28 protein-coding genes and 1 tRNA gene are annotated in these 26,940 nt (G+C 63.9%); 22 read left to right on the top strand and 7 right to left on the bottom strand.

Translation table 11 applies throughout. The features are described 5' to 3' along the window. Window positions 1–16 precede the first annotated feature (16 nt). On the top strand, window positions 17–397 hold the full coding sequence (locus BLQ71_RS10335) for a VOC family protein (protein ID WP_074621650.1): 381 nt from the start codon (window positions 17–19) through the stop codon (window positions 395–397). Here the strand turns inward: BLQ71_RS10335 and BLQ71_RS10330 are convergent. Further along, complete coding sequence (locus BLQ71_RS10330) at window positions 394–591, bottom strand: DUF6324 family protein (protein ID WP_043138168.1); 198 nt, start codon at window positions 589–591, stop codon at window positions 394–396. The genes BLQ71_RS10335 and BLQ71_RS10330 overlap by 4 nt on opposite strands. Window positions 592–683: 92 nt before the next feature. On the opposite strand from BLQ71_RS10330, the gene BLQ71_RS10325 reads away from it, so the two are divergent. Further along, on the top strand, window positions 684–1,163 hold the full coding sequence (locus BLQ71_RS10325) for a GNAT family N-acetyltransferase (protein ID WP_074621812.1): 480 nt from the start codon (window positions 684–686) through the stop codon (window positions 1,161–1,163). A 1-nt stretch (window position 1,164) separates the two neighbouring features. On the opposite strand, the gene paaG is transcribed toward BLQ71_RS10325, so the two are convergent. After that, window positions 1,165–1,953, bottom strand: a complete 789-nt coding sequence (gene paaG / locus BLQ71_RS10320; protein ID WP_074621811.1) for a 2-(1,2-epoxy-1,2-dihydrophenyl)acetyl-CoA isomerase PaaG — start codon at window positions 1,951–1,953, stop codon at window positions 1,165–1,167. Window positions 1,954–2,006: 53 nt separating this feature from the next. Further along, on the bottom strand, window positions 2,007–2,549 hold the full coding sequence (locus BLQ71_RS10315) for a MarR family winged helix-turn-helix transcriptional regulator (protein ID WP_232788223.1): 543 nt from the start codon (window positions 2,547–2,549) through the stop codon (window positions 2,007–2,009). 100 nt (window positions 2,550–2,649) lie between these two features. Between BLQ71_RS10315 and BLQ71_RS10310 the strand changes: the two genes are divergently transcribed. The 10 genes from BLQ71_RS10310 (at window position 2,650) to BLQ71_RS10270 (ending at window position 12,271) form a co-directional block, all read left to right on the top strand. Further along, the gene (locus BLQ71_RS10310; RefSeq protein WP_069209040.1) at window positions 2,650–3,114 is read left to right on the top strand and encodes a MarR family winged helix-turn-helix transcriptional regulator; all 465 of its coding nucleotides are present in this window, start codon (window positions 2,650–2,652) and stop codon (window positions 3,112–3,114) included. A gap of 225 nt (window positions 3,115–3,339) precedes the next feature. Beyond that, window positions 3,340–4,869 carry a benzoate-CoA ligase family protein gene (locus BLQ71_RS10305; RefSeq protein WP_074621648.1) on the top strand — a complete coding sequence of 510 codons (1,530 nt, stop codon included), beginning with the start codon at window positions 3,340–3,342 and terminating at the stop codon, window positions 4,867–4,869. Next, window positions 4,866–5,684, top strand: coding sequence for an alpha/beta fold hydrolase (locus tag BLQ71_RS10300; protein ID WP_074621647.1), 819 nt, complete (start codon window positions 4,866–4,868; stop codon window positions 5,682–5,684). Before BLQ71_RS10305 ends, BLQ71_RS10300 begins: the two co-directional genes overlap by 4 nt. Window positions 5,685–5,686: 2 nt before the next feature. Then, entirely contained in the window at window positions 5,687–6,121 is a 435-nt protein-coding gene (locus tag BLQ71_RS10295) for a DUF309 domain-containing protein (protein WP_074621646.1), read from the top strand. Window positions 6,122–6,267: 146 nt separating this feature from the next. Continuing rightward, complete coding sequence (boxC, locus tag BLQ71_RS10290; protein ID WP_074621645.1) at window positions 6,268–7,926, top strand: 2,3-epoxybenzoyl-CoA dihydrolase; 1,659 nt, start codon at window positions 6,268–6,270, stop codon at window positions 7,924–7,926. A gap of 87 nt (window positions 7,927–8,013) precedes the next feature. Beyond that, the gene (boxB, locus tag BLQ71_RS10285; protein WP_069209045.1) at window positions 8,014–9,465 is read left to right on the top strand and encodes a benzoyl-CoA 2,3-epoxidase subunit BoxB; all 1,452 of its coding nucleotides are present in this window, start codon (window positions 8,014–8,016) and stop codon (window positions 9,463–9,465) included. A 98-nt stretch (window positions 9,466–9,563) separates the two neighbouring features. Then, complete coding sequence (locus BLQ71_RS26380; protein WP_157903837.1) at window positions 9,564–9,731, top strand: hypothetical protein; 168 nt, start codon at window positions 9,564–9,566, stop codon at window positions 9,729–9,731. After that, window positions 9,728–10,921 (top strand): benzoyl-CoA 2,3-epoxidase subunit BoxA, encoded by a 1,194-nt coding sequence (boxA, locus tag BLQ71_RS10280; RefSeq protein ID WP_069209046.1) that lies wholly within the window; start codon window positions 9,728–9,730, stop codon window positions 10,919–10,921. Before BLQ71_RS26380 ends, boxA begins: the two co-directional genes overlap by 4 nt. Before the next feature lies 1 nt (window position 10,922). Continuing rightward, window positions 10,923–11,357 (top strand): acyl-CoA thioesterase, encoded by a 435-nt coding sequence (locus BLQ71_RS10275; RefSeq protein WP_043138148.1) that lies wholly within the window; start codon window positions 10,923–10,925, stop codon window positions 11,355–11,357. A 17-nt stretch (window positions 11,358–11,374) separates the two neighbouring features. Then, window positions 11,375–12,271: a helix-turn-helix transcriptional regulator gene (locus tag BLQ71_RS10270; RefSeq protein WP_074621644.1), complete on the top strand. Its 897-nt coding sequence runs from the start codon at window positions 11,375–11,377 to the stop codon at window positions 12,269–12,271. Between the two features lie 20 nt (window positions 12,272–12,291). On the opposite strand, the gene BLQ71_RS10265 is transcribed toward BLQ71_RS10270, so the two are convergent. Further along, window positions 12,292–12,525, bottom strand: a complete 234-nt coding sequence (locus BLQ71_RS10265; protein ID WP_083342214.1) for a DUF6455 family protein — start codon at window positions 12,523–12,525, stop codon at window positions 12,292–12,294. Between the two features lie 300 nt (window positions 12,526–12,825). Here BLQ71_RS10265 and BLQ71_RS10260 point away from each other — a divergent pair, with 300 nt between their 5' ends. Then, the gene (locus tag BLQ71_RS10260; protein ID WP_074621643.1) at window positions 12,826–14,025 is read left to right on the top strand and encodes a thiolase family protein; all 1,200 of its coding nucleotides are present in this window, start codon (window positions 12,826–12,828) and stop codon (window positions 14,023–14,025) included. A 113-nt stretch (window positions 14,026–14,138) separates the two neighbouring features. Further along, window positions 14,139–14,215, top strand: a tRNA-His gene (locus tag BLQ71_RS10255). 71 nt (window positions 14,216–14,286) lie between these two features. Here BLQ71_RS10255 and BLQ71_RS10250 read toward each other — a convergent pair. Further along, window positions 14,287–15,060, bottom strand: a complete 774-nt coding sequence (locus tag BLQ71_RS10250; RefSeq protein WP_043138140.1) for a DeoR/GlpR family DNA-binding transcription regulator — start codon at window positions 15,058–15,060, stop codon at window positions 14,287–14,289. A gap of 246 nt (window positions 15,061–15,306) precedes the next feature. Here BLQ71_RS10250 and glpD point away from each other — a divergent pair, with 246 nt between their 5' ends. The 8 genes from glpD (at window position 15,307) to glpK (ending at window position 24,502) form a co-directional block, all read left to right on the top strand. Then, window positions 15,307–16,905 (top strand): glycerol-3-phosphate dehydrogenase, encoded by a 1,599-nt coding sequence (glpD, locus tag BLQ71_RS10245; protein WP_175459232.1) that lies wholly within the window; start codon window positions 15,307–15,309, stop codon window positions 16,903–16,905. A 13-nt stretch (window positions 16,906–16,918) separates the two neighbouring features. Then, window positions 16,919–18,007, top strand: a complete 1,089-nt coding sequence (locus BLQ71_RS10240; protein ID WP_043138136.1) for an ABC transporter ATP-binding protein — start codon at window positions 16,919–16,921, stop codon at window positions 18,005–18,007. Window positions 18,008–18,018: 11 nt separating this feature from the next. After that, window positions 18,019–19,095 (top strand): ABC transporter ATP-binding protein, encoded by a 1,077-nt coding sequence (locus BLQ71_RS10235; RefSeq protein ID WP_074621641.1) that lies wholly within the window; start codon window positions 18,019–18,021, stop codon window positions 19,093–19,095. Continuing rightward, window positions 19,095–19,964 carry a carbohydrate ABC transporter permease gene (locus tag BLQ71_RS10230; RefSeq protein WP_043138132.1) on the top strand — a complete coding sequence of 290 codons (870 nt, stop codon included), beginning with the start codon at window positions 19,095–19,097 and terminating at the stop codon, window positions 19,962–19,964. Before BLQ71_RS10235 ends, BLQ71_RS10230 begins: the two co-directional genes overlap by 1 nt. A 3-nt stretch (window positions 19,965–19,967) precedes the next feature. Further along, a complete protein-coding gene (locus tag BLQ71_RS10225; protein WP_074621640.1) occupies window positions 19,968–20,819 on the top strand; it encodes a carbohydrate ABC transporter permease in 852 nt (283 codons plus the stop codon). A 22-nt stretch (window positions 20,820–20,841) separates the two neighbouring features. Further along, window positions 20,842–21,114, top strand: coding sequence for a DUF2160 domain-containing protein (locus BLQ71_RS10220; protein ID WP_043138128.1), 273 nt, complete (start codon window positions 20,842–20,844; stop codon window positions 21,112–21,114). An 88-nt stretch (window positions 21,115–21,202) separates the two neighbouring features. Next, entirely contained in the window at window positions 21,203–22,915 is a 1,713-nt protein-coding gene (locus tag BLQ71_RS10215) for an ABC transporter substrate-binding protein (protein ID WP_074621639.1), read from the top strand. A 108-nt stretch (window positions 22,916–23,023) separates the two neighbouring features. Then, complete coding sequence (glpK, locus tag BLQ71_RS10210; protein ID WP_074621638.1) at window positions 23,024–24,502, top strand: glycerol kinase GlpK; 1,479 nt, start codon at window positions 23,024–23,026, stop codon at window positions 24,500–24,502. Between the two features lie 57 nt (window positions 24,503–24,559). Here the strand turns inward: glpK and BLQ71_RS10205 are convergent, their stop codons facing one another. Then, window positions 24,560–25,744 carry a nuclear transport factor 2 family protein gene (locus BLQ71_RS10205; protein ID WP_043138120.1) on the bottom strand — a complete coding sequence of 395 codons (1,185 nt, stop codon included), beginning with the start codon at window positions 25,742–25,744 and terminating at the stop codon, window positions 24,560–24,562. Between the two features lie 72 nt (window positions 25,745–25,816). Further along, window positions 25,817–26,893 carry an ester cyclase gene (locus BLQ71_RS10200; protein ID WP_083342213.1) on the bottom strand — a complete coding sequence of 359 codons (1,077 nt, stop codon included), beginning with the start codon at window positions 26,891–26,893 and terminating at the stop codon, window positions 25,817–25,819. Window positions 26,894–26,940 lie beyond the last annotated feature (47 nt).

The raw sequence follows: 26,940 nt of genomic DNA, 5'->3' as shown, positions 1-26,940 counted from the left end.
ACGGAAAGGATTTGCCATGCAGCTTGGTGCGTTTTCGGTCAGTCTCTCGGTCCGTGACCTGGTCGCTTCACGGGCATTCTACGAGGCGCTGGGGTTCAAGGCGGTCGGCGGCGTGGCTGAAGAGGGCTGGCTGATCCTGCGCAACGGCGACAGCGTGATCGGCCTGTTCCAGGACATGTTCGAAGGCAACATGCTGACCTTCAATCCCGGATGGCAATCCGAGGACGAGGCGCTGTCGGAGTTCACCGATATCCGCGAGATCCAGGCGCGCCTGAGGGCACAGGGGATCGAGCCGGAAAAGGGGACGGATGAAGAGGGGGCCGGGCCTGCCTGCATGACGCTGGTCGACCCGGACGGAAACCGGGTCTTTCTGGACCAGCATGTGCCGAAACCCTAGCGTTTCTTCGGTTTTGCCTTGCGCGCGGTGGCGGCGGCGGCGCGCAGTTCCTCGGCGATTTCCTCGGCCTCCACGGGGTCGAAGTCCATCGGGATCTCGATCCCGTCGGCGAGGATGAACAGCCGGACCATGCCGGCGTCGGTGGGGCCAATCTGGAGGTTGGCCTCGATGTCGCGTTCGTCGTTGATGCCCATCTGCCTCTGCCTTCTCTGAGACCCGCGAAAGATCGTCGTGACCTAGCGGCGAAAGGCTTGATTTGCAAGCCGTGCGGGGGTTTCTTGCCCTCATGACAGTCGACCTGAAAGGCCTTGGCCCCGGCGACATCGACTGGCTTGTCGATCAGCACGCGTGGCTTTACGCCCGCGACGAAGGCTTTGACGACAGCTTTCCGGTGCTCGTGCGGCAGATCCTCGAGGAATTCGCGCGGGACCATGACCCTGCGTGCGAAAGATCCTTTATCGCCTGGGACGGGGATCAGCGGCTGGGCAGCATCTTTTGCGTGCGCGAGGATGACGAGACCGCCAAGCTGCGCCTCTTCCTGCTGGTGCCGGAGGCGCGGGGCAGGGGTCTGGGCCGGACCTTGCTGGAGGCCTGCATGGGCTTCGCGCGGGACAAGGGCTATCGCCGGATGGCGCTCTGGACGCATCAAAGCCACCGCGCCGCCTGCGCGCTGTACGAAAAGTCGGGCTGGCGGCTGGTCCGCTCCGAGCCGAAGGTGAGCTTCGGCACGGAGGTCGTGGAACAGGGGTACGAGGTGGACCTGTAACCTAGCGTTCGCCGGTGAATTTGGGCGCGCGCTTGTCCAGGAAAGAGGCCACGCCCTCGGCATAGTCCGGGTGTTCGCCGCAGGCCTTCATCAGTTCTGCCTCGAGATCCAGATGCGCGTCCAGCGTGTTGGTCGCGGCGGCGGTGATCGCCTCTTTGGTGCGGGCATAGCCGAAGGTCGGGCCTTCGGAGAACTGCGCGGCCAGCTTGCGCGCCTCTTCCATCAGCGTGTCGTCGGGCAGCGCCTTCCAGATCAGGCCCCAGTCGGCTGCTTTGACGGCGGGCAGCGGTTCGGCGGTCAGGGCCAGGCCCATCGCGCGGGCGCGGCCCAGGAATTGCGTCAGGTGCCAGCTGCCGCCGGTATCGGGGATCAGCCCGACCTTGGAGAAGGACTGGATGAACTTGGCGCTTTCGGCGGCCAGCACCATGTCGCAGGCCAGCGCCACGGAGGAGCCGGCCCCGGCAGCGACACCGTTGACGGCGCAGATCACCGGCATGTCCAGAGCGCGGATCTGGCGGACCAGCGGCGCCCAGTAGCTGCGCACTGTCTCGCCCAGGTCGGGCGGGCCGTCCATCTTGCGCGGGTCGCGGTCGCCGAGGTCCTGCCCGGCACAAAAGCCGCGCCCGGCGCCGGTCAGCAGCACGGCGCGCTTGGCCTCATCCGCAGCCCGGGTCAGGGCGGCCCGCAGGGCCAGGTGCATCTCGGGCGTGAAACTGTTCAGCCGCTCGGGCCGGTTCAGCGTGATTTCCAGCCAGTTGCCGTGATCGGTGACAAGAATGGTGTCCGACATGTTCCCCTCCTCAAGGCGATTGTCGCGGTGGATGGCACGGGCCTGCGGCGGGATCAATCCGTCCCGGTCTTGTCCGCGGGCTTCTCCGGCGGCATCCGCAGCGGCGCCCGGGTGCGGTCGTTGCCCGCGATGGCGACCTTGGTGGCCAGGCGGATGAACTCGCGCTTTTCGTCCTCGTCCAGTCCCACAAGCAGGTTGCGCTGCATCTCTTCGACGATGGGGCGGATATGGGCGATGCGCTCGGCGCCCTCGGGCGTCAGGGCCAGCACCTTTGCGCGGCGATCCTTCGGGTTGGTCCGGCGTTCGATCAGCCCCTTGGCGCAGAGCCGTTCGATCACCCCCCCGATGGTGGCGCGGTCATGCGCGATCATCCCGGCCAGCGTCGCCTGGTCGATGCCGGGATGTTCCTGCAGCATGGCAAGGGCCGCGAATTGCGGCGAGGTCAGGTCGACCCCCGCCTCGCGCATGCGTTCGGCAAAGATCGAGGCCGAGAGCTGTTGCAGCCGGCGGATCAGGTGGCCGGGCATTGTGTAGATGGCTTTCATGGTGCCATGATCGGACAGGCCGGGGAAAGTGACAAGTACGCATATTGTCATGGTACTGCCTATTGCCCCGAGGCGCCGTGCCGCCAGCCGTGACAAGGCTGGCCCGGTGTGCGAGGTCTGGCGGGGCGATGGGATTGGGAAAGGGCCGGGGATGGAACGACCGGATGCGGGTCTGAGGCAGTTGACCGTCTACCGGCTGCGTCGCGCCACGGTGCAGATGCTGTCGACCATTTCGCAGGAGCTGGCGCCTTTTGGCCTGCGTCGGACGACCTTTTCGGCGCTGTCCGTGGTGGTGGACCAACCGGGGTTGCGGCAGACGCAGCTGGCCGATGCGCTGGCGATCGAGCGGCCCAACCTCGTCAAGATCGTGGATGAAGTGGAGGCGGCGGGCCTGATCCAGCGGCGCCAGGCCGAAGGGGATCGGCGGGCCTATGCGCTGCACCCGACCGAGGCGGGCAAGCTGCTGCATCGGCGCGCTTTCGAAGCGGTGCAGGCCGCGGATCGGCGGCTGGTGCAGGGCTTGTCCCTGGCCGAGGTCGAGGCGCTGAATGCCGCTTTGCACCTGATCGAGTCGAATGCCGGGGGCGCGGTGGAGACCGCGTTGCAGGGTGATTGAGCCCGGTTTCCGCTCAATTTTCGCACTATAATGCAGATTTCAAACTAGGAAACTGATTTGATGCATCAAATTGCATATCGCTCAGATAAGGTGTACGCTTATCAAAATGACGATTCCGTTCTGTCCGCAGGCAGGATCGTCGCGGCGCGTCTTGGGTGCGGTTCGATCGGGGAGGATCGCGGCACCGGGTAAGGGACGGGATGACCGGCAGGAGGAGGCCAAGTCATGAATGGAAACGCAGCGATATATTTCGTGGACCGCCACGTGGACGAGGGGCGCGCCGACAAGGTGGCCTTTCGCGAAGCGGATGGCCGCAAGCGCAGCCTGACCTATGGCGCACTGGCCGAGCAGACCGGTCGCTTTGCCGGCGCGCTCTACCGTCACGGTGTGCGGCGCGAAGAGCGGATCGCGATGATCGTGCAGGACCAGGTGGAGTTTCCGGTGATCTTCTGGGGGGCGCTCAAGGCGGGTGCGATCCCGGTGCCCCTGAACACGCTTCTGTCGGCCTCGGTCTACGAGTCGATCCTCGGCGACAGCCGCGCCTCGATCCTGGTGGTGTCGGAAAAACTGTGGGAGACGGTGAAGCCGGCGATCCAGGACAACCGTTTTCTGCGCGCGGTGGTGGTGATCGGAGAGGCGCCGGAAGGCACCGAGAGCTACCAGGATTTCATCGCCGGCGCACCGGTCGAGGACCCTGTCGAGGCCTTTGACGACGAAATGGCCTTCTGGCTCTATTCCTCGGGGTCGACGGGGCAGCCCAAGGGGGTGCGTCACGTCCATTCCAGTCTGAAGGCCACCGCCGATACATTCGGTGCGCAGGTGCTGGGCATCCGCGAAGAGGACACCGTCTATTCCGTTGCCAAGATCTTTTTCGCCTACGGACTGGGCAATGCCATGTCCTTTCCGATGGCGGTGGGCGCGACGACGGTGCTGCTGTCCGGACGGCCCACGCCCGACGTGGTCTTTGCCATCCTGGAGGCCGAGCGCCCGACGCTGTTCTGCGGGGTGCCGACGCTCTATGCCGCGATGAATGCGGCGATGGACAAGTCGGGCGTGCCGGCCCATGCCATGCGGCTGTGCACCTCTGCCGGTGAGGCGCTGCCCAAGGAGGTGGGTGAACGCTGGTTCAGGATGACCGGGGCCGAGATCGTCGACGGTGTCGGTTCGACCGAGATGCTGCACATCTTCCTCAGCAACCGGCCCGGAGAGATCGTCTATGGCACCTCTGGCACCCCGGTGCCGGGCTACGAGGTGCGGCTGGTGGATGAACACGACGAGGACGTGCCAGAGGGCGAGGTGGGCGAGCTGTTGGTGCGTGGGCCCTCGGCGGCGGATGGCTACTGGAACCGGCGGCACAAATCGCGGTCGACCTTCGAGGGACACTGGACCCGCACGGGTGACAAGTACGAATGCACCGCCGAGGGGCGGTATGTCTACTGCGGGCGCACCGACGACATGTTCAAGGTTTCCGGCATCTGGGTCAGCCCCTTCGAGGTGGAACAGGCGCTGATCGAGCATCCCGCGGTTTTGGAGGCCGCGGTGGTCGCCTGTGCCGACGAAAAGGGATTGGACAAGCCCAAGGCCTTTATCGTGCTCAAGGAGGGTCAGGAGGCCGCTGCTGTCGACGGGCTCAAGGAGTTCGTGAAGGAAAAGATCGGCATGTGGAAATACCCGCGATGGATCGAGGTGGTCGAGGACCTGCCCAAGACCGCGACGGGCAAGATTCAACGTTTCAAGCTGAGAGGGGCGGCATGACTGCGGAATGGACGGAAAGCGGCCGGTTGAGCGCCGGCGGCAAGGAATTGGAATACGCCTGCTACGGGTCCGCGCCGGACAAGGCGCCGACGTTGGTCCTGTTGCACGAGGGGCTGGGGTGCGTGGCACTGTGGCGGGATTTCCCCAAGGCGCTGGCCGAGGCGACGGGCTTTGGCGTCTTTGCCTTTTCGCGCGCGGGTTATGGCCAGTCGGACCCGGCGGACCTGCCGCGCCCGCTGGATTACATGACGCGCGAGGCGGTGGACGTGCTGCCCGAGGTGCTGGAGGCGATCGGCTTTCAGCGCGGGGTGCTGGTGGGTCACAGCGACGGCGCGACCATCGCGGCGATCTACGCGGGCAGCGTGTCGGACCTGCGGGTGCGGGGGCTGGTGCTGATGGCGCCGCATTTCTTTACCGAGGAGATGGGGCTGGCCGAGATTGCCAAGGCGAAGACGGCTTATGACACCACTGACCTGCGTGAGAAGATGGCGCGCTATCACCGCGACCCGGACAATACCTTCCGGGGTTGGAACGACAGCTGGCTGCACCCGGAATTCAAGGCCTGGAACGTGGGTGACGTGATCGACTACCTGCGCATCCCGGTGCTGGCGGTGCAGGGGAAGGACGACCAGTACGGCACGCTGGCGCAGATCGAGGAAGTCGAGAGCCGCAGTTACGCGCCGGTGGACACTCTGATCCTGGACGACTGCCGCCACGCGCCACACCTGGACCAGCCGGAAAAGGTGGTCGCGGGCATCGCAGAGTTCTGCGCCCGGCTGGAGCGGATCGAAGCCGCCGAACCCGAGGTCGCGTGACCATGTCGGCCTGGCACAGGCCGACCCACGCCCATGTGCCGGGGCAGAATGCCCGGCACATGGAAGGTGCTTTCGACCATATCAGGGCCTCGGCCCAACCGGGCATGACCCCGGCGGACCTGGCGGAAAGCGATGCTTTCCGCCACGGTCTTTTCTACATCGACAGCGGTTTCTACTGGGAAGCGCACGAAGTGCTGGAGCCGATCTGGATGGCCTTGCCCGAAGGGCAGGACCGGCGGTTCCTCCAGGCGCTGATCCAGACCGCCAATGCCCTTCTGAAACGCGAGATGATGCGTCCCGGTGCGGCGCGGCGGCTGTGCGGGATCGCGCGCGACCTGCTGCCGGCATCGCGCGAGGCTTGGGTCATGGGCATTGGCGCAGAACGCATCCACGCAATGCTCGATTCTCTGGAGGCAGATCTGAAACCTGCATTATAATGCACCTTATTGCCGATGGGACATTTTTTATTGGCGAGATTATTGAGTTTGCAGGATTTATTTTGTGCTCTATTGTGCACACATAAGTTTACTTACTTTTGGCTTTGATGTAAGTTGGCTGCAGCTTCGCGACCAGGGAGGACCCGATGACCAAGATGATCGACTTTCAGACCGACCCGTCAAAGTACCGCCATTGGCGTGTTGAGTATGATGGCCCCGTAGCCACGCTCATCATGGACGTCGACGAGGATGCGGGCCTCTTCGAGGGCTACAAGCTCAAGCTGAATTCCTACGACCTGGGTGTCGACATCGAGCTGAGCGATATCGTGCAGCGGATGCGGTTCGAACATCCCGAGGTCAAGACCGTGGTCATGAAGTCGGGCAAGGCGGGCGTGTTCTGCGCCGGTGCCAACATCCGGATGCTGGGCGGTGCCGCGCATAGCCACAAGGTGAACTTCTGCAAGTTCACCAACGAGACCCGCAACGGTTTCGAGGCCGCCGAAGAGGAGAGCGGCCAGAAGTACATCGCCGCCGTCAAGGGCGCCTGCGCCGGGGGCGGGTACGAACTCGCGCTGGCCTGCAACCACATCATGCTGACCGATGACAGCACCTCGTCCGTCGGCCTGCCCGAGGTGCCGCTGCTGGCGGTTCTGCCGGGCACCGGGGGCCTGACCCGCGTCACCGACAAGCGCAAGGTGCGCCGCGACCTGGCCGATATCTTCTGCTCGATCGAGGAAGGCGTGAAGGGCAAGCGCGCCAAGGACTGGCGCCTGGTGGACGAGGTCATCCCGAACTCGAAATTCGACGACACGGTGATGGAGCGGGCGAAGGAATTCGCCGCCGCCTCGGACAAGGCGGATGTGGCGCAGGGCATCCAGCTGGGCCCGCTGTCGCGGACCATCACCGAGGACGCGGTCAGCTATTCGCTGGTCGAGGTCGAGATCGACCGCAAGGGGCGCAAGGCCACCATCACGCTGAAAGGCCCCGAAGAGGATGCGCCCGCCGACATGGACGCCTTTGCCGCACAGGGCGACCAGGCCTACATGCTGAAGCTCTGCCGTGAGCTTGAGGATGCGATCCTGCACCTGCGCCTGAACGAGATGGAAATCGGCCTGTGGATCTTCCGCACGCAGGGCGACCCGGAAAAACTGGCCGCGCATGAAGCGCTGTTGGCCGAGAACGCGGATCACTGGCTGGCCAACGAAGTGCGCCACTACTGGAAGCGCACGCTCAAGCGGATCGACGTGACCTCGCGCTCTCTGGCGGCCTTTGTCGAACATGGCTCGTGCTATGTCGGCGTGCTGGCTGAGATCCTGTTCGCGGTCGACCGCAGCTATATGATGGAAGACGAGTTCGAGGGCGACAACCGCCACATGGCGACCATCACCCTGACCAAGGACAACTTTGGCCCCTATCCGATGGGCAACGGTCTGACCCGGCTGGAAACCCGTTTCCTGGGCGAGCCGGAGCATGTGGACGAGCTGAAAGGCAAGATCGGCGAGGCGCTGGAGGCCGAAGAGGCGGACGAGCAGGGCCTTGTCACCATGATCCTGGATGACATCGACTGGGAAGACGAGGTGCGGATCTTCATGGAAGAGCGCGCCAGCTTCAGCCCCGATGCGATGACCGGCATGGAGGCGAACCTGCGCTTTGCCGGGCCGGAAACGATGGAAACCCGGATCTTTGGCCGACTGACCGCCTGGCAGAACTGGATCTTCAACCGCCCGAATGCCGTCGGCAAGGACGGCGCGTTGCAGCGTTATGGCACCGGCGTACGCGGCGATTACAACATGGAGCGCGTCTGACGCGTTCGGCATGGCGGGGTGAACCCCGCCCTGCGGGCCCCGGCGAAGGCCGTTCCCGTGACACCACACCCAAAGGGAGAGAGAGAGATGCTCGATCTGATCAACGTGAGCTACGACACCCAGATCCCGAACAACGTGGGTCTGTCGTCCGACAAGAAAGTGCTGAAGGCGCTGTCGAAATGGCACCCCGGCTACCTGGACTGGTGGAACAAGCTGATCCCGCAGAACTTCCAGGAATCGATGGTCTACCTGCGCACCGCCGTCAGCGTGGACCCCAAGGGCTGGGCCAAGTTCGACTACGTCAAGATGCCGGAATACCGCTGGGGCGTGTTGCTGGCGCCGCAGGTCGAAGGCCGCACCATTCCCTGTGGCGAACACGCCGGCCAGCCGGCCTGGCAGGAAGTGCCGGGGGAATACCGCAACCTGATGAAGCGCCTGATCGTCATCCAGGGCGACACCGAGCCGGGTTCGGTCGAACAGCAGCGTTTCCTGGGCTTGACCGCGCCGTCGCTTTACGACATGCGCAACCTGTTCCAGGTCAACGTCGAAGAGGGCCGCCACCTCTGGGCGATGGTCTACCTGCTGCAGAAGTATTTCGGCAAGGACGGGCGCGAAGAGGCGGATGACCTGCTGATCCGCTCGTCGGGCAGCGAAGAAGCGCCGCGGATGCTGGGCGCCTTCAACGAGGAAACGCCGGACTGGCTCTCCTTCTTCATGTTCACCTACTTCACCGACCGTGACGGCAAGATGCAGCTGGAGAGCTTGGCGCAGTCGGGCTTCGACCCTCTGTCGCGCACCTGCCGGTTCATGCTGACCGAGGAAGCGCACCACATGTTCGTGGGCGAGACCGGTGTCGGCCGCACCATCCAGGCGACCGTCGAGGCGATGAACAAGGCCGGCATCACCGATCCCTACGATGTGGGCAAGATCCGCGACCTGAACGTGATCGACCTGCCGACCATCCAGAAGAAGCTCAACCTGCACTACACGCTTTCGCTGGACCTCTTCGGGCAGGAAGTCTCCACCAACGCGGCCAATGCCTTCAACGCGGGCATCAAGGGCCGGTACATGGAGAACCGGATCGACGACGACCACATGCTCAAAAACGACACCTACAAGGTGCTGGACCTCGAGGATGGCAAGATTGTCGAAAAGGACGTGCCCGCGCTGACCGCGATCAACATGCGCCTGCGCGACGACTATATCCGCGACGCGGCGGGCGGCGTGAAGCGCTGGAACAAGATCATCGAAAAGGCCGGGATCGAGTTCGAGCTGAAGCTGCCGCATCAGGCCTTCAATCGCAAGATCGGCATCTTCGCGGGCCACAACTTCGACCCGGACGGCAACCATGTCTCGGGCGAGGAATACGACAAGGGCATCACCAAGTGGCTGCCGACCCATGCGGACGGTGACTATATCCAGTCGCTGATGAAGCCGGTCTACGAGCCGGGCAAATACGCCAGCTGGATCGCCCCGCCGAAGGTGGGCATCGACAACAAGCCGGGCGACTTCGAATACGTCAAGCTGCACATGGCCTGATGCGCCGGGGACGGGGGATCACCTCCGTCCATCCCGAACCAAAGGGCGGCGCGGGGCATGGCCCCGCGCCGGACCGACCAGCAGGAGGAGGAAACGCGATGATTACCAAACGGAACGTCGGCCATGCGCCGCGCGTGACCGAGGTCGCGAAGGAACTGGGCGAGATCGGCTGCTGCATCGGATGCGAGAATTGCCGCGGCTTGTGCCAGGCCGTGATCGAGGCCATAGCTGTCCCAGAGGCCGTTTTGCACCGGGGGACGCAATGAACAAGCCGCTGAAACAGCACCTGATCGACCCGGAAATCTGCATCCGCTGCTATACCTGCGAGATGACCTGCCCCGTGGGCGCGATCGAGCATGACGAGAACAACGTCGTCGTGAACGCGGATGCCTGCGATTTCTGCATGGACTGCATCCCGGTCTGTCCGACCGGGTCCATCGACGAATGGCGCGTGGTCGAGAAACCCTATTCGCTCGAAGAGCAATACGAGTGGATGGAACTGCCCGAACAGGGCGAGGTTTCCGTGGCCGAAAGCGCCGAGGACGGCACCGAAAGCGGTGAGGACCCGGTGGCGGCCCTGCTGGCCGAGGCGCACAAGGGCGCTGGCGGCAAGGCAAAGGCGCCCGCCAGCGCGGCCAAGCCGACGGTCAACCTCTACAACCTCGCCAACCCGGTCGAGGCCGTAGTCCAGGGCAACTATCGCCTGACCGCCGAAGGCGCGGACACGGATGTTCGTCACATCATCCTGGATTTCCAGGGCAAGCCCTTTCCCGCTCTTGAGGGGCAGTCGCTGGGCATCATCGCGCCGGGCACAGATGCCGAGGGCAAGGCGCACCTGCCGCGGCTCTACTCTGTCTCTTCACCACGTGACGGTGAACGCGCGGGCTATCACAACGTCTCTCTGACGGTGAAGCGCGAGGAAGGCGGCGTCTGTTCGAACTACGTCTGTGACCTGAAAAAGGGTGACAAAGTGCAGGTGACGGGGCCTTTCGGGGCGACCTTCCTGATGCCGAACGATCCCGATGCCCGCCTGTTGATGATCTGCACCGGCACCGGCTCGGCGCCGATGCGGTCCTTCACGATGGCGCGTCAGCGCACCGTGGGCAAGAAATCCGGCGGCATGGTGATGTTCTTTGGCGCACGCACGCCGGACTCGCTGCCCTATTTCGGACCGCTCAACAAGGTGCCTTCCAGCCTGCTGCAAAAGCACCTGGTGTTCAGCCGGATGCCCGGCCAGGACAAGGAATACGTCCAGGATCGGATGCGCGTCGAAGAGGACATCGTGGCCGACATGCTGCAGGACCCCAACACGCATATCTACATCTGCGGGCTGAAGGAGATGGAGGAGGGCGTCGAACGCTCGTTCACCAATATCGCCGAAAGCATCGGCCAGCAGTGGCGCAACCTGCGCGATGTCCTTCGCGAGGAAGGCCGCTATCACGTCGAGACCTATTGAGATGGAAGACCGTCCCGACAATGCCCACCGGCATGTGATCCGCGTGACCTGGGGCGACTGCGACCCGGCAAAGATCGTCTACACGGCGCGCATCCCCTGGTTCGCGCTGGATGCCATCAACGGTTGGTGGGTCGAGAACCTGGGCGGCGACGGCTGGTTCCAGATGGAGATCGACCGCAACGTGGGCACGCCCTTTGTGCGGCTGGAAATGGATTTCCGCAGCCCGATCACGCCCCGCCACGAACTGGTCTGCCACGTCTGGCCGGTGCGACTTGGCGAGACCTCGATCACCTTCCGGGTCGATGGCGAGCAGGACGGCAAGCTGTGCTTTTCCTCGCGGACGGTCAGTGTCTTCATCGAGGCGGATGCCTTTTCCAAGCGCACGCCGCCCGATGACATGCGCGCCGCGATCGAAGCGCGGCTGCCTGCGGCCTAGACCGGGGCGCGGGTGCCATGACCGGACCGGCGCGCGGGGCGGAAGAGGCGGATCCAGCTGCGCTTTACCGGTTGGTCGGAGATCGCGTGCGCGCGGCCCGCAAGTCCTCGGGCCTGACACGGCAGGACCTGGCGGAGCTGTCGGGCGTCTCGCCGCGCTACCTGGCCAAGCTGGAAGGCGGTGACGGCAATATCTCGATCGGCCTTCTGAAACGGGTGGCGCTGGTCCTGGGCCGTCCGATGGCAGAGCTTTTGGCCGAGGAGGATCCGCTGGCGCCGGATCTTGCGCAGCTTTCGCTGCTGTACCGCAATGCCTGCGGCGCGACGCGAGAACAGGTCTTTCGGGTGCTGGACCCGGGGCGCCTGCGGGCGCAAAAGGCGGAACGCATCTGCCTTGTCGGTCTGCGCGGCGCGGGCAAATCCACGCTGGGTGCGCGCATCGGCGCCGACCTGGGTCTGCCCTTTGTCGAGATGAACGCCGAGATCGAGCGCAGCGCCGGCATGGCGGTGTCCGAGATTATCGCGCTGTACGGGGCGGAGGGCTATCGCCAGATCGAGGCGGAGGCGCTGGACCGTCTCTTGGCGACGCAAAGCCGGATCGTCCTTGCCGCCAGCGGCGGCATCGTCGAGGAACCGCGGACCTTTGAACGGACGCTGGCGGGCTTTCACACGATCTGGGTCAAGGCCGCGCCGGGGGATCACATGGACCGGGTCCGGGCGCAGGGGGATACCCGGCCGATGGCAGGCAATCCGCAGGCAATGTTGCAGTTACGCGAGATCCTGAAGGCGCGGGAAGTGAGTTACCGAAAGGCCGAACATCACCTAGACACCAGCGGCCGCTCGGTGGAGCAGTCCTTGCAGGACCTGCGCGGGCTGATCGCGGCGCAGGGCCTGCTGGCAGGGCAGGGCAGCTAGATGCGCCGCCTTTGCGCGGGTCAGAGCCAGGTGTTGCGGCAGTAGTCGGGTGCCCGCTCCAGCCGGTCGTTGCAGGCCTGCAGCTGCTTGCAGTCTTCCTGCTGGCGGCACTGGGTGCAGCGCATCACCGCCGCGCGAAAGGCGATGGCCTGACCTTCGGGGTTGCGTTGGGTCGTCTCTGCCAGATCGTAGCCGAGGCGCTGGGCCATTCCGTGGGTCAGTTCGGTGCTTTGCGCCATCTTTCTCATGAACATCGGGGTATTCCTTGCAAATGCAATCCTGTCTTTGAGCGGAGCATGCCGCAGGATCGGCGCCTGGACATTGACCTCTGTCAACACGGCTGAAGGAAGATGATTGTTTTCGGGGATGAAATTTGTTAAGTATACAAATTAGGATGAAACATAACAAATTCGGGAGGGGGATTTGTCATGGCTTCAAAGGGGCTGATGAGGGCCGCTCTGGCGGTATGGCGGCCGGCCTTCCCGTTTCTCGATGATTGGTCTTCCTCGGACTGAGGGCCGAACCTTCCATTCCCACTCAACACGGAGGCGGCCATGCAGGCCTATATCCCTTACGGCGCTTACTGGAGCACACCTTTTGCCCGTTGGCAGGGCGAGTTCGCGGAACTGCACGCGATGGAATTCGCGGCGCATGTGACGCGCGAGGCGCTGGCTCAGCGAGACATTCCCGTCGAGACCTTCGATTTCGCGGCCTACGGTCTGACGGTGCCGCAATACCGCAGTTTCTATGGCCTGCCCTGGTTCACGGGCATGATCGGGGCCGAACGCCTGCCGGGGCCGACCGTCAACCAGGCCTGCGCGACGGGGGCGCGTCTGCTGGCCACCGCGGCCGGCGAGTTTGCCATCGGGGCGGCCTCTGCCGCGTTGCTCGTCTCGGGGGACCGGACCTCGAACAGCCCGCATGTCTACTATCCCGCACCGGGCGCGCCCGGCGGCACGGGACAGAGCGAAGACATCGTGCTGGAGAGTTTCAACAAGGATCCCTTTGCCCGTTGCGCGATGATCGACACGGCGGACAACGTGGCGCGCCGCGTGGGGATCGAGACCGCCGAACAGCATGAGCTGACCCTGTACCGTCAGGGCCAGTACCAGGAGGCGCTGAAAGACGACCGGGCCTTTCAGAAACGCTACATGGCGGCGGAATTCGCGGTGCCCGATCCGCGCTTTCGCAAGACGGTGGGGACGATTTCAGGCGATTGCGGCGTCTATCCGGCCTCGCCCGAGAAGATGGCGGCGCTGAAACCGGTGCGCGAGGGCGGCACGGTCACTTTTGCGGCCCAGACCCATCCGGCGGATGGCAACGCGGGGCTGGTCATGGTGTCCGATCCGGGCCGGGCGCGTGAACTGGCCACGCGGGGGGATGCGCCGCTGGTCGAGCTGGTGGCGGCGGCGCAGGCGCGCGAGGACAAGGCCCATATGCCCGCCGCCCCCATCGACGCCGCGCGCCGCGCGCTGGACCTGGCGGGGCTGTCGATCAATGACATGGAGGTGGTCAAGTCACACAACCCATTTGCGGTCAACGACATCGCCTTTGCCCGCGCCTTTGGCATCGACTGGCGCGACATGAACAATTTTGGCAGCTCGCTGATCTGGGGGCATCCGCAGGGGCCGACCGGTCTGCGGGCCATCATCGAGATGATCGAAGAGCTGGAAATGCGGGGCGGTGGGCACGGTCTTTTCCAGGGCTGCGCGGCCGGCGATTCCGCAATGGCGCTGATCCTAAAGGTGCGGTAAAATGAGCCTCCGAACAGCGCGGAATTCTGTGTCACAGAGGGCTTGCGCTGTTCGGGGCGTGCTGTTAGTAAGCCGCACGGTTTCTGGCAGGTTAGCCCTGCAAGGCCTGATGTGCCGCCTTAGCTCAGTAGGTTAGAGCGCTTGATTGTGGATCAAGAGGTCTCCCGTTCGAACCGGGAAGGCGGTACCATCAATTCTCGGACACCAATGGAATTCTCCGGCTGGCAGCTATCCTGCTGACCGCTGCGCGGTCTGTATCCGTCAGGTGTCTGGCCGAACCGAGGTCACGACCCGCGTTCCCCAGGACTGGCAGGCCGTGGCAAGACCGGGGGGCAGCGGTGCATCGGTAAAGAAGGCGTCCAGATCGGCCAGCGAGGCGATGCGGGCAGGGGCGCTGCGCGAGAACTTGGTGTGGTCCGAGACGAGGAATGTCTTGCGCGACTGCCGCAGAATCGCCTGGCTGACGCTGACTTCCTGGATGTCGAAATCGAGCAGGTCACCATCGCGGTCCAGCGCCGAACAGCCGATCACCGCGAGGTCGAACTTGAACTTGCGGATCGTCTCGGCAGCGAGATTGCCGATCAGGCCGCCGTCCGACCGGCGCAACTGTCCCCCCGTCACGATGATCTCGCAGCCGGGATTGCCTGCAAGGATGTTGGCCACGTTCATGTTGTTCGTGACCACCATGAGGTTCTCATGGTGTTTCAGCTCTTCGGCGACGGCCTCGGTCGAGGTGCCAATGTTCAGGAACAACGAAATGCCGTTGGGGATCTGGTCGGCGCAGGCGCGGGCGATGGCGCGCTTGGCCTCCTGGTTGAGCGACCGGCGTTCGCCGTATTCGATATTCGTCGTCCCCGAGGGCAGGACCGCGCCGCCATGCACCCGCTCCAACCGCCCGGCCTCTGCCAGGTCGGTCAGGTCGCGGCGTATGGTCTGCAGGGTGACGCCGAAATGCGCGGCGAGCCCTTCGACCGTGACCTTGCCTTCGCGGCGCGCGATGTCGAGGATCTCTGGCTGCCGGAAGGATTGGGACACGTTCGGGGCTTTCGGGTCTGGGCGTTTCTAGAGTGATGCGGCCCAGCCTTCCCCGAAACGCGCGAAATGGCAACCGGTAGGATCGGTTCGAAGGGTGTGTGGGTTCGTTTTCTGCGGAAGCGAAACCGAAGAAAGCGCGATGTTTCGCGATAAATCGGAAAATCGAACACAAACGAAAAGGAATCCATTGCTTCACGCAAATTTCTTGGTCATAACTGTCGCAGAGACGCGCATGGGGGGATTCGCGTGGGACGACCGACAGACAAGACGGTTACTGACCTGTTCATCATCGGCGGCGGCATCAATGGATGTGGTATCGCACGGGATGCGGTCGGGCGCGGGTTGTCGGTCACCCTGGCCGAGATGAATGACCTTGCCTCGGCGACCTCTTCTGCCTCGACCAAGCTGTTTCACGGAGGATTGCGCTATCTCGAGTATTTCGAGTTCCGGCTGGTGCGCGAGGCGCTGATCGAGCGTGAAGTGCTGTTGAGGGCGATGCCCCACATCAGCTGGCCGATGCGCTTTGTGCTTCCATATCATAAGGATATGCGGTTCGATTCGGAAACGCCGACGTCGAAGCTGCTTGGGGTCTTCATGCCCTGGATGAAGGGGCGGCGCCCGGCCTGGCTGATCCGGCTGGGGTTGTTCCTCTATGACAACCTTGGCGGGCGCAAGATCCTGCCGGGGACGCGAACCGTGGACCTTGTGAACGGGCCGGAAGGCGCGCCGCTGGAGGACAGGTTCGAGAAGGCTTACGAATACTCCGATTGCTGGATCGAGGATTCGCGCCTTGTGGTCCTGAATGCGCGCGATGCAGAGGCCCGGGGCGCGCACGTGATGACCCGCACCAAGGTGCTCAGCGCGACCTGCGAAGATGGTCTGTGGCGCATCGAAACGCGCAATTCCGAAAGCAACGCAACTCGCACTTTCTATGCGCGGATGCTGGTCAATGCCGGCGGCCCCTGGGTCGGCGACATCATCCAGACCAAGGCGCGGCTGAACTCACGCGAGGGGGTGCGCCTTGTCCGCGGCAGCCACATCGTCACCAAGAGGCTGTACGACCACGACAAGTGCTATTTCTTCCAGGGCACGGACGGGCGGATCATCTTTGCCATTCCCTACGAGACGGATTTCACGCTGATCGGCACCACGGATGCCGACCATGACGATCCGTCCACGAAACCGGAATGCACCCCGCAGGAACGCGACTACCTGTTGGATTTCGCCAACCGCTATTTCAAGCGCGACCTGACGGCAGAGGACGTCGTCTGGACCTATTCGGGCGTTCGCCCGCTCTATGACGATGGCGCCAGCAGTGCGACCGCCGCCACACGGGACTACACGCTGAAGGTCGATACCAGTGCCGGTGCGCCGATGCTGAACGTCTTTGGCGGCAAGATCACCACCTATCGCCGGCTGGCCGAAAGCGCGCTGGAGAAGATCGGCACACAGATCGAGGTCACGAAGGGCGCATGGACCGCCGGTGTGCCCCTGCCCGGTGGCGATTTCCGCGTGCGCGGCGTGGGGACACTGATCTCTGATCTCAGGGGGGGCTATCCCTTCCTGACCGAGTTCTGGGCCAGGCGGCTGGTGCGGGCCTACGGAACCGAGGCCGCCAAGGTGCTGGGGGATGCGAAGGAGGCCGCCGACCTGGGGCGCGATTTCGGCGCGACCCTGACCGAAGCCGAGGTGACCTGGCTGATGACACATGAATACGCGCGCACCGCCGAGGACGTGGTCTGGCGCAGGAACAAGCTGGGGCTCCGGCTGGACGCCGGGCAGATCGAGGCCCTGGATGCCTGGATGGCCCGCAACCGTCACAGCACGCCCGCAGCAGCGGAATGAGGAGGAGGACCCGATGACGCTGGAACTGAAAGGCGTATCGAAGACCGTGGACGGGCAGGTGCATATCCACCCCACCGACCTGACGCTTGAAAAGGGCACGATGAACGTGCTGCTTGGGCCGACCCTGTCCGGAAAGACATCGCTGATGCGCCTGATGGCGGGGCTGGACGTTCCGGCGACGGGGCAGGTGGTCTGGAATGGCGAGGACGTGACCGGCCAGCGCGTGCAGGACCGCAAGGTGGCGATGGTCTACCAGCAGTTCATCAACTACCCGTCGATGAGCGTCTACGACAACATCGCCTCTCCGATGAAGCTGATGGGCGCGGACCGGGCCGAGATCGACCGCCGCGTGCGCGAGACCGCCGACCTGATGAAACTCACCCCGATGCTGGACCGCAAGCCGCTGGAACTGTCGGGCGGGCAACAGCAGCGTTGCGCCCTGGCGCGGGCCCTGGTCAAGAACGCCGGGCTGGTGCTGCTGGACGAACCGCTGGCCAACCTGGATTACAAGCTGCGCGAGGAGCTGCGGGTGGAGATCCCCAAGATCTTCGAGGCCTCGGGCAGCATCTTTGTCTATGCCACGACCGAACCGGAAGAGGCGCTTCTGCTGGGCGGCAATGTCGCAACGCTCTGGGAGGGGCGGATCACGCAGTTCGGCCCCACGCCGGAGGTCTACCGACAGCCGGTCGACGCCACGACGGCGCGCGTGTTCAGCGACCCGCCGATGAACTTCCTGCAGATTTCCAAGACCGGCGACCGGATCATGTTCGGCGACGGGCAAAGCGCGCAGGCGACGGGCAAGATCGCCGAACTTGGGGATGGCCGCTACACCGCAGGGTTCCGTCCCAACCACCTGGAGATCGGCAAACATGCCACGGACGCGATGGAGTTCAAGACCAGGCTGAACGTGACAGAGCTGACCGGGTCCGAAACCTTCGTGCACCTCGATCACCACGGCGAACGCTGGGTCGGCCTGATCCACGGCGTGCATGACCTGACGCTGGGCGATGAGCTGAGCGTCTGGCTGGACCCGCGCCATGTCTACATCTTCGGCGAGGACGGCCAACTGGTCGCGCCCGCCGCCTATGCGCTTGCGGCCTGAGGGGGGACACAATGGCCAAGATCACGCTAGACAACCTGGCGCATTCCTACCTGCCGAACCCGGCCAGCGAGGATGATTTCGCGCTGAAGGAGCTGAACCACGACTGGGAGGACGGGGCCGCCTATGCGCTTCTGGGGTCCTCGGGCTGCGGGAAATCCACGCTGCTCAACATCATCTCGGGGCTGTTGCATCCCAGCCAGGGGCGCATCCTGTTCGACGGCAAGGACGTCACCGGGGCGCCCACCGCGGAACGCAACATCGCGCAGGTGTTCCAGTTCCCGGTCGTCTACGACACCATGACCGTGCATGACAACCTTGCCTTTCCGCTGCGCAACCGGGGGCGGGACGAGGCCTATGTGGCCGAGCGCGTGCAGGAAATCGCCCGCATGATCGGCATGGAGGACATGCTGCGGAAAAAGGCGCGCGGCCTGACGGCGGACGCCAAGCAGAAGATCTCGCTGGGGCGGGGCATGGTGCGCAAGGACGTGAACGCGCTGCTCTTCGACGAGCCGCTGACCGTGATCGACCCACACATGAAATGGGAACTGCGCACCCAGCTGAAAAAGCTGCACCACGATTTCGGCCACACGATGATCTACGTCACCCATGACCAGACAGAGGCGCTCACCTTCGCCGACAAGGTCGTGGTCATGTATGACGGTCGGGTCGTGCAGATCGGCACACCCGAAGAGCTGTTCGAACGGCCCGAGCATACCTTTGTGGGCTATTTCATCGGCTCGCCGGGCATGAACGTCATCCCGGCCAAGATCGATGGCAACAAGGCCTATATCAACGGGTCCTTCGTGGAGCTGTCGCAGGGGTACAAGCCGCTCGACGGCAAGGTCGAGATCGGCGTGCGGCCCGAATTCGCCCGCCTGAGCCAGTCCGAGGGTCTGCCTGTCAAGGTGCGCCGCGTCGAGGACGTGGGCCGCCACAAGATCATCCGGGCCGAGTTCTTTGGCACCGACATCAATATCATTGCGGGCGAGGATGACCGGATCAGCGCCGACATGAACCGCGTCACCTTCGATGCGGCTCACGTCAACGTCTATGCCAATGACTGGCGTGTGCAGGGGAGTGCGGCGTGATGGAAAAGACAGTCAATCAAAAAGCCTGGTTTCTTGTTCTGCCGGTTCTGCTGCTGGTCGCCTTTTCGGCGGTGATCCCGCTTATGACGGTGGTCAACTATTCCGTTCAGGACACCTTCGGGAACAACCAGTTCTTCTGGGCTGGTCTCGAATGGTTCAAGGAAATGCTCGAGTCCGAACGCATGTGGGACGCGCTGGGCCGCCAGCTGATGTTCTCGGGTATCATCCTTGCGATAGAGATCCCGCTTGGCATCTTCGTGGCGCTGAACATGCCCAAGGGCGGGTTCTGGGCCTCGCTTTGCCTGGTGCTGATGTCGCTGCCGTTGCTGATCCCCTGGAACGTGGTGGGGACCATCTGGCAGATCTTCGGCCGCGTGGACATTGGCCTGCTGGGCTACACGCTGGACGCGCTGGGCGTGAACTACAACTACACTCAGGACACCGTGGCGGCCTGGATCACCATCGTCGTGATGGATGTCTGGCACTGGACCTCGTTGGTGGCGCTTCTGGCCTATGCCGGGCTGAAGTCGATCCCCGATGCCTATTACCAGGCGGCCAAAATCGACCAGGCGAGCCGCTGGAAGGTGTTCCGCTTCATCGAGCTGCCCAAGATGATGGGCGTTCTGATGATCGCGATCCTTCTGCGCTTCATGGACAGCTTCATGATCTACACCGAGCCGTTCGTCGTCACCGGCGGTGGCCCGGGAAATGCAACGACGCTGCTGTCCATCGACCTGGTCAAGATGGCCCTGGGGCAGTTCGACCTTGGACCCGCGGCGGCGTTCTCGCTGATGTATTTCCTCGTGATCCTGCTGATCAGCTGGGTGTTCTACACGGTGATGGTCAACCTCGACAAACGGGAGGGCTGAGTGATGGCCGACCTGAGTGCAAACCAATCGACTTCTCGCGGGCTGTCGCTGCCCCGGATCAACAGCCGGGCCGTGGTGATGACGCTGTACCTGCTGTTCCTGCTGCTGCCGATCTACTGGCTCTTGAACATGAGCCTGAAGACGAACACGGAGATCCTGAACGAATTCACGCTTTGGCCGCGCAACCTGACCTTTGCCAACTACGCCACGATCCTGACCGATCCGGCCTGGTACATGGGCTACGTCAACTCGCTGATCTACGTGGTGATGAACACGGTGATCAGCCTCGCGGTGGCGCTGCCGGCGGCCTATGCCTTTTCGCGCTATCACTTCATGGGTGACAAGCACCTGTTCTTCTGGTTGCTGACCAACCGGATGGCGCCGCCGGCCGTCTTTGCGCTGCCGTTCTTTCAGCTGTATTCCTCGGTCGGGCTGTTCGACACACATATCGCCGTGGCGCTGGCGCACTGCCTGTTCAACGTGCCGCTGGCGGTCTGGATTCTCGAAGGCTTCATGCGCGGTGTGCCCAAGGAAATCGACGAAACCGCCTATATCGATGGCTACAGCTTTGGCAGCTTCTTCGTGAAGATTTTCACCCCGCTGATCGCCAGCGGCATCGGGGTCGCGGCCTTCTTCTGCTTCATGTTCTCCTGGGTGGAACTGCTGCTGTCGCGCACCCTGACCACGGTGGACGCGAAACCCATCGCCGCGATCATGACCCGGACGCAGGGCGCCTCGGGCATCGACTGGGGCGTGCTGGCCGCGGCGGGCATCCTGACCATCGTGCCGGGCGCGCTGGTGATCTACTTCGTCCGCAACTACATCGCCAAGGGTTTTGCCCTGGGCCGCGTGTGACCCGGGAAAGGGAGGAATTTCAATGGACTGGATGGCATGGACCTGGCCGACCGCGATCTTCTTCATGGTCATCGCCACGCTGCTGATCACCTTCACGGTGCTGGCGATCAAGTTCCCGGAAACGCCCCGCACGGGCATTCTGCGGATCGAGACAACGCGCGGTGACCGGCTCTTCATCACGCTTCTCGGCTCGGCCTTCATCAACCTGGCCTGGCTTGGATTGGTCGGCGCGAACCAACCTTACGCGCTGATTGTCTGCCTGATCTACGCCGCAGCGGTCTTCCGCTGGGTGTAGCGACGGGCGCGGGGCCGGGACCAGAGGAGACCCGGCCGCGATCTGCTTGTTCCTCAGTCAATGGTTCAAAATGGGAGGAAACCAACAAATGAACCTCAACCTCAAGACAACCACGGCAGCGCTGCTGATCCTCGCGGGTCCGGCCTTTGCCGACATGGACGCCGCGCGCGCGTTCCTGGACAGCGAGATCGGCGATCTCTCTGCCCTGCCGCGCGACGCCCAGGAGGCGGAGATGCAATGGTTCATCGACGCCGCAGCACCCTTCTCGGGGATGGAGATCAAGGTCGTCTCGGAAACCATCACCACGCATGAATACGAAGCGCAGGTGCTGGCCCCGGCGTTTACCGCCATCACCGGCATCAAGGTCACGCATGACCTGATCGGCGAAGGCGACGTGGTCGAAAAGCTGCAGACGCAGATGCAGTCGGGCCAGAACATCTACGACGGCTACATCAACGACTCGGACCTGATCGGCACCCACTGGCGCTATCAGCAGGTGCGCAACCTGACCGACTGGATGTCGGGCGAAGGCGCCGATGTGACCTCGCCCACGCTGGACCTGGACGATTTCATCGGCCTCAGCTTCACCACCGGGCCGGATGGCAAGGTCTACCAGCTGCCGACCCAGCAGTTCGCGAACCTCTACTGGTTCCGCTACGACTGGTTCAACGATCCCAAGAACCAGGAAGACTTCAAGGCCGCCTATGGCTACGACCTCGGTGTTCCGGTCAACTGGTCGGCCTATGAGGACATCGCCGAGTTCTTTACCGGCCGCGACCTGTCGCACATGGGTGTCGATGGCGAGATCTTCGGCAACATGGACTACGGCAAGAAGGACCCCAGCCTTGGCTGGCGCTACACCGATGCGTGGATGTCCATGGCTGGCATGGGAGACGTCGGTGAACCCAACGGCCTGCCGGTCGACGAATGGGGCATTCGCGTCAACGACCAGAGCCAGCCTGTCGGCTCCTGCGTTGCGCGCGGTGGTGCCACCAATGCCCCGGCGGCGGTCTATGCCGTGACCAAGGCGATCGAGTGGCTGGAGAAATACACGCCGCCCGCCGCCGCTGGCATGACCTTCTCCGAGGCCGGCCCGATCCCGGCGCAGGGCAATATCGCCCAGCAGATGTTCTGGTACACCGCCTTCACCGCCGACACGGTCAAGCCCGGCCTGCCGGTGATGAACGAGGATGGCACGCCCAAGTGGCGCATGGCGCCCTCGCCGCATGGTGTCTACTGGAAAGAAGGCCAGAAGGTTGGTTACCAGGACGCCGGTTCCTGGACGCTCATGAAGTCGACCCCGGTCGACCGTGCCAAGGCGGCCTGGCTCTATGCCCAGTTCGTCACCTCCAAGACTGTGGACGTCAAGAAGTCCCACGTCGGCCTGACCTTCATCCGCGAGTCCACCGTGCAGCACGACAGCTTTACAGATCGTGCCGACAAGCTGGGCGGCCTGGTGGAGTTCTACCGCTCGCCCGCGCGCGTGGCTTGGTCGCCGACCGGCACCAACGTGCCGGACTACCCCAAGCTGGCACAGCTGTGGTGGCAGAACATCGGTGACGCCATGTCCGGTGCCAAGACGCCGCAAGAGGCGCTGGACGCCCTGTGCGCCGACCAGGAACGCGTGCTTGAGCGTCTGGAACGTGCCGGTATCCAGGGTGACATCGGTCCCAAGCTGAACGACGAGCGTGACGCCGAATACTGGTTCGACCAGCCCGGCGCGCCCTTCGCCAAGCTGGACGACGAAGACGAAGAGCCCAAGACCGTCAGCTACGACGAGCTGATCAAGTCCTGGCAATAAGCCTTCCTCCCCGGTCGGGGCCCTTCGGGGCCTCGACCACCCCTTGTTTTCCCCCCATACTCGGCGCTGCGACAGCGCAACCTGAAATCGCTTTGAGGAGAGGCGGTCATGACCCATATTCTGGCCATCGATCAGGGCACGACATCCACCCGCGCCATCGTCTTCGATCCTTCCATGTCTGTCGTCGCCTCGGCGCAAGAGGAATTCCCCCAGCATTATCCGGCCTCCGGCTGGGTGGAACATGATCCGGCGGATCTCTGGGCCACCACTGCGGCCACCTGCCGCGCTGCGATCGAAAAGGCGGGCGGGGCAGCGATCGCCGCCATCGGCATCACCAACCAGCGCGAAACCACGCTGGTCTGGGACCGCAAGACCGGCAAGCCCATCCACAATGCGATTGTCTGGCAGGACCGGCGCACCGCCGACCTGTGCCGTCGCCTGAAGGATGAAGGGTTCGAGGACGCGGTGACGGACCGAACGGGGCTCTTGCTCGATCCCTATTTCAGCGGCACCAAGCTGGCCTGGCTGCTGGAAAACGTGGATGGCGCCCGCGCCCGTGCCGAGGCCGGAGACCTTTTGTTCGGCACCGTCGATACCTGGCTGGTCTGGAACCTGACCGGCGGCGCGGTGCATGTGACCGACGCCACTAATGCCGCGCGCACCATGCTCTATGACATCCGCAAGGGCAGCTGGTCACAGACGATCTGTGACCGGCTGGGGATCCCCATGTCGATGCTGCCAGAGGTCCGTGATAGCGCCGCCGATTTCGGTCAGACCCGACCGGACCTGTTTGGTCGCCCGATCCCGATCCTGGGCATCGCCGGCGATCAGCAGGCGGCCACGGTGGGGCAGGCCTGTTTCGCGCCGGGCATGTTGAAATCCACATATGGCACGGGCTGTTTTGCCCTGATCAACACCGGCGATACGCCGGTCCGTTCGCAAAATCGCCTGCTGACGACCATCGCCTACCAGCTGGACGGCAAGCCGACCTACGCCCTCGAAGGCTCGATCTTTATCGCCGGGGCGGTGGTGCAATGGCTGCGGGACGGGCTGAAGATCATCCGCGAGGCGAAAGAGACGCAGCCGCTGGCCGAAGGCGCAGATGATGCGCAGAACGTGGTCCTGGTGCCGGCCTTTACCGGGCTGGGCGCGCCCTATTGGAATGCCGAATGCCGGGGCGCGGTCTTTGGCCTGACCCGGAATTCCGGCCCGGCAGAGCTTGCCCGCGCCGCGCTGGAAAGCGTCGGGTACCAGACCCGTGACCTGCTGGCTGCCATGCAGGCGGACATGGGCGGGGTCAGCGATGCCGTCCTCAGGGTGGACGGGGGTATGAGCGCCTCGGACTTTGCCATGCAGTTCCTGTCGGACATCATCGGCGCGCGGGTCGACCGGCCCAAGGTGCTGGAAACAACGGCGCTGGGGGCGGCATGGCTGGCCGGTCAACGCGCCGGGATCTACCCGGAACAGGCCGAGTTCGCGGCGGGCTGGGCGCTGGAGAAGAGCTTTGTCCCGGCGATGGACGAGGCCACGCGCCAGGACAAATACGCGGCCTGGCAACGCGCAGTCGAGGCCACGATGCGTTTTTGAGAACGTGCTTGGCGGGGCTGTCGGGACGGCCCCGCCAAGCCGTCAGGGCAGGCGGCCTCAGGCGTCGCCTTCGTCCAGGACCGCGCTGTCGCGGTCGGCCATCTGGGCCAGCTTGATCTGCATCAGTACCGACATTTCGTCGTAGTTCGTCCATTCATCGACGATGCGGCCGTTCTTGATATGGAAATGGCTCATGCCCATGATCTGCACCCGCTTGCCGGTGGGCGCGCCGATCTCTTCCATCACGCCCCAGCCGAGGTGATGCCCCTCGATCAGCCAGCGCACGGCAACCTTGGTTCCGCCTTCCTCGCAGGGGACCGAACAGATGTGCTGCGGCATGTAGAACCCGTCCGGCACGGTGGCATAGAGGCCGACCGTCTGGTGCGTGACGGCGCCGTGGCCGTAGAGTTCCTTCATCAGGGGGCCGTGGTACTGGACCGTGGGGGCATAGACCTCGCGGATCTTGCCGAACATGCGCTTGTTGTGGATCTCGTGCAGCCACTCCAGTACCTCGCGTTCGAGGTCGGTATTGGCGATCTCGGTGTCAGGGGCGGTCTCGGGCGGGTACTGGCCGATCAGGCGGCGGTTTTCGCCCATGTCGACGGCCAGCAGCCCCTTTTCAAAGTAGGGCCGGGCGAGGTTTTCGGCGTAGGCCTGGGCGTCCAGCCCGATCTGTTTCACCTGCGCCATGCTGTCGACCACCAGCCATTCGCGGTAGATCATGTTCTCGTAGATCATGCAGTCGGCGATGGTGCGCGCGACAAATGTGCGGCCCGTGGGCTTGCCGTAGATGCCGGGCTGGGTGTGCCGCCCGGTGCCGGTGACGAGGTGCGAGGTGTAAAAGCCATCGTCCTCGTTGCCGTTCCAGATCACCTGGGTGGCCATGCCGCGGCGTTCGGGCAGCATGAACATCCGCTTGATGGTGTCATGGACCACATCCTCGCGGTTATAGATCGTGCCGGTGGCGTGGTAGACGACGCAGTTATGCGTGTAGTGGGTATAGATCAGCCCCACGTCGCGCTCGTCCCAGATGCGGTGCGTGCAGCGGACGATGTAATCCACGATGTCGGTATAGATCGGGTCGAAACCCCGCATCGGTTGCGCGCGGTCGCGGCCTTCGGGGACGATGTCGACAAAGTCGCGCCGCTCGACCTGCAGCACGGATGCCGGGTTGGTCTTGCCCGGGGGCGTGTCCTTGCCCCTGGGTGCCGTTTCGCTTGCGGGCTGGTCCTTCGTGGCCATGTCTCTGTCCTGACGTTGCGGTTTCACTTGCGCGGAATGAAGCATGCAATGCATACGATTGCAAGTCTCACGTCACTCCAGCCCGGCGCCCCGGCGGAAATGGCTCTGCAGGCGGTCCAGGACGTCCACGCCCATCTGCATCAGCAGGTCCAGGATATCGAGCGGTACCCAGTTTTCGCGAATCAGGCCCTGGTGGTGCAGGTAGAAATCCATCACCCGCATCATCACCGGGCGTCCCGTGGCCGCGAGACCGAGGAAATCCGGGCCGTCATGCGTGGCGAAGACGCTGGGCCAGCCGCCGGTCACCGAGTAGGGGCCGTCGCCCACGCGGATATAGTGGCCACCCTTGTGCCGGGCCTTCAGTTCGGCGATTTCATCCCATTGCCCACCGCCCTTGCGACCGGGAAAGGCGCGGCGGAACGGCAGCTGATGATAATCCACAAAACCCTGCAGGCCGCGCGTCGTGCCGATGCCCGACGGCCCGTACCACATCATCATGGGGTGCCAGTGGTCCTTTTGCGGCATGGTCAGCAGGCCCTCGCGCCCGCGTTTCCCAAAGTCGTCGTAGGCCGCCAAAGTGCCTTGCATGGCAAGGGTTTGCGCGATGCTGGACGCGCCTTCTTCCGGGTCCTGCGGGGTGAATATCAGGCCGTCCCCGGTGATCGGTCCGGGCCACATGCCCTCTGTTCCCAGGCTGGGCGCCAATGGCCAGAACCCGGCTTGCCGGATCACGTCCAGCACGTCCCACAGGCAGTTTGTCTGGACGATCTTGCCGTCACGCACCTCGTGCACCTCGCCGTAGCGTAGGTAGATGGGGCGCCCGGTGGCGGGAATGGTCAGCCAGTCTTTCCGGAAGGTGCCACAGTAATGGCCCATCATGGCGACATAGGTGCGCCCCTCGTACTCTCCGCCCATTACGATGAGGTCCCGCCGTTCCAGGTCGGGCAGGGCGGCCATCAGGGGCCGCCAGAGCGAATCGGTTAGGAAGTCCAACCCCACGCCCTCGTTTATCGGATGGGCGGCGCGCACCTCGACCTCGGGGTGGTAGAGCGCGGCTAGCCGGGCGCCCAGATCGGCCTGTCCGCTTTCGCAAAGTGCGGACAGATCCTTGTGCAGGCTGCGTTTCAGTGCGGTGATGTCAGTGGTCATCCTGGTCTCCCTTTGTGGGCATTCTGGCGTTTGCAGGAAATTATTGC

The organism is Antarctobacter albus, assembly GCF_900101505.1.
GTDB classification, from domain to species: Bacteria; Pseudomonadota; Alphaproteobacteria; order Rhodobacterales; family Rhodobacteraceae; genus Antarctobacter; species Antarctobacter albus.
Note: the sequence above shows the minus strand (reverse complement) of the source record. Positions and strands in the feature narration are given on the sequence as shown.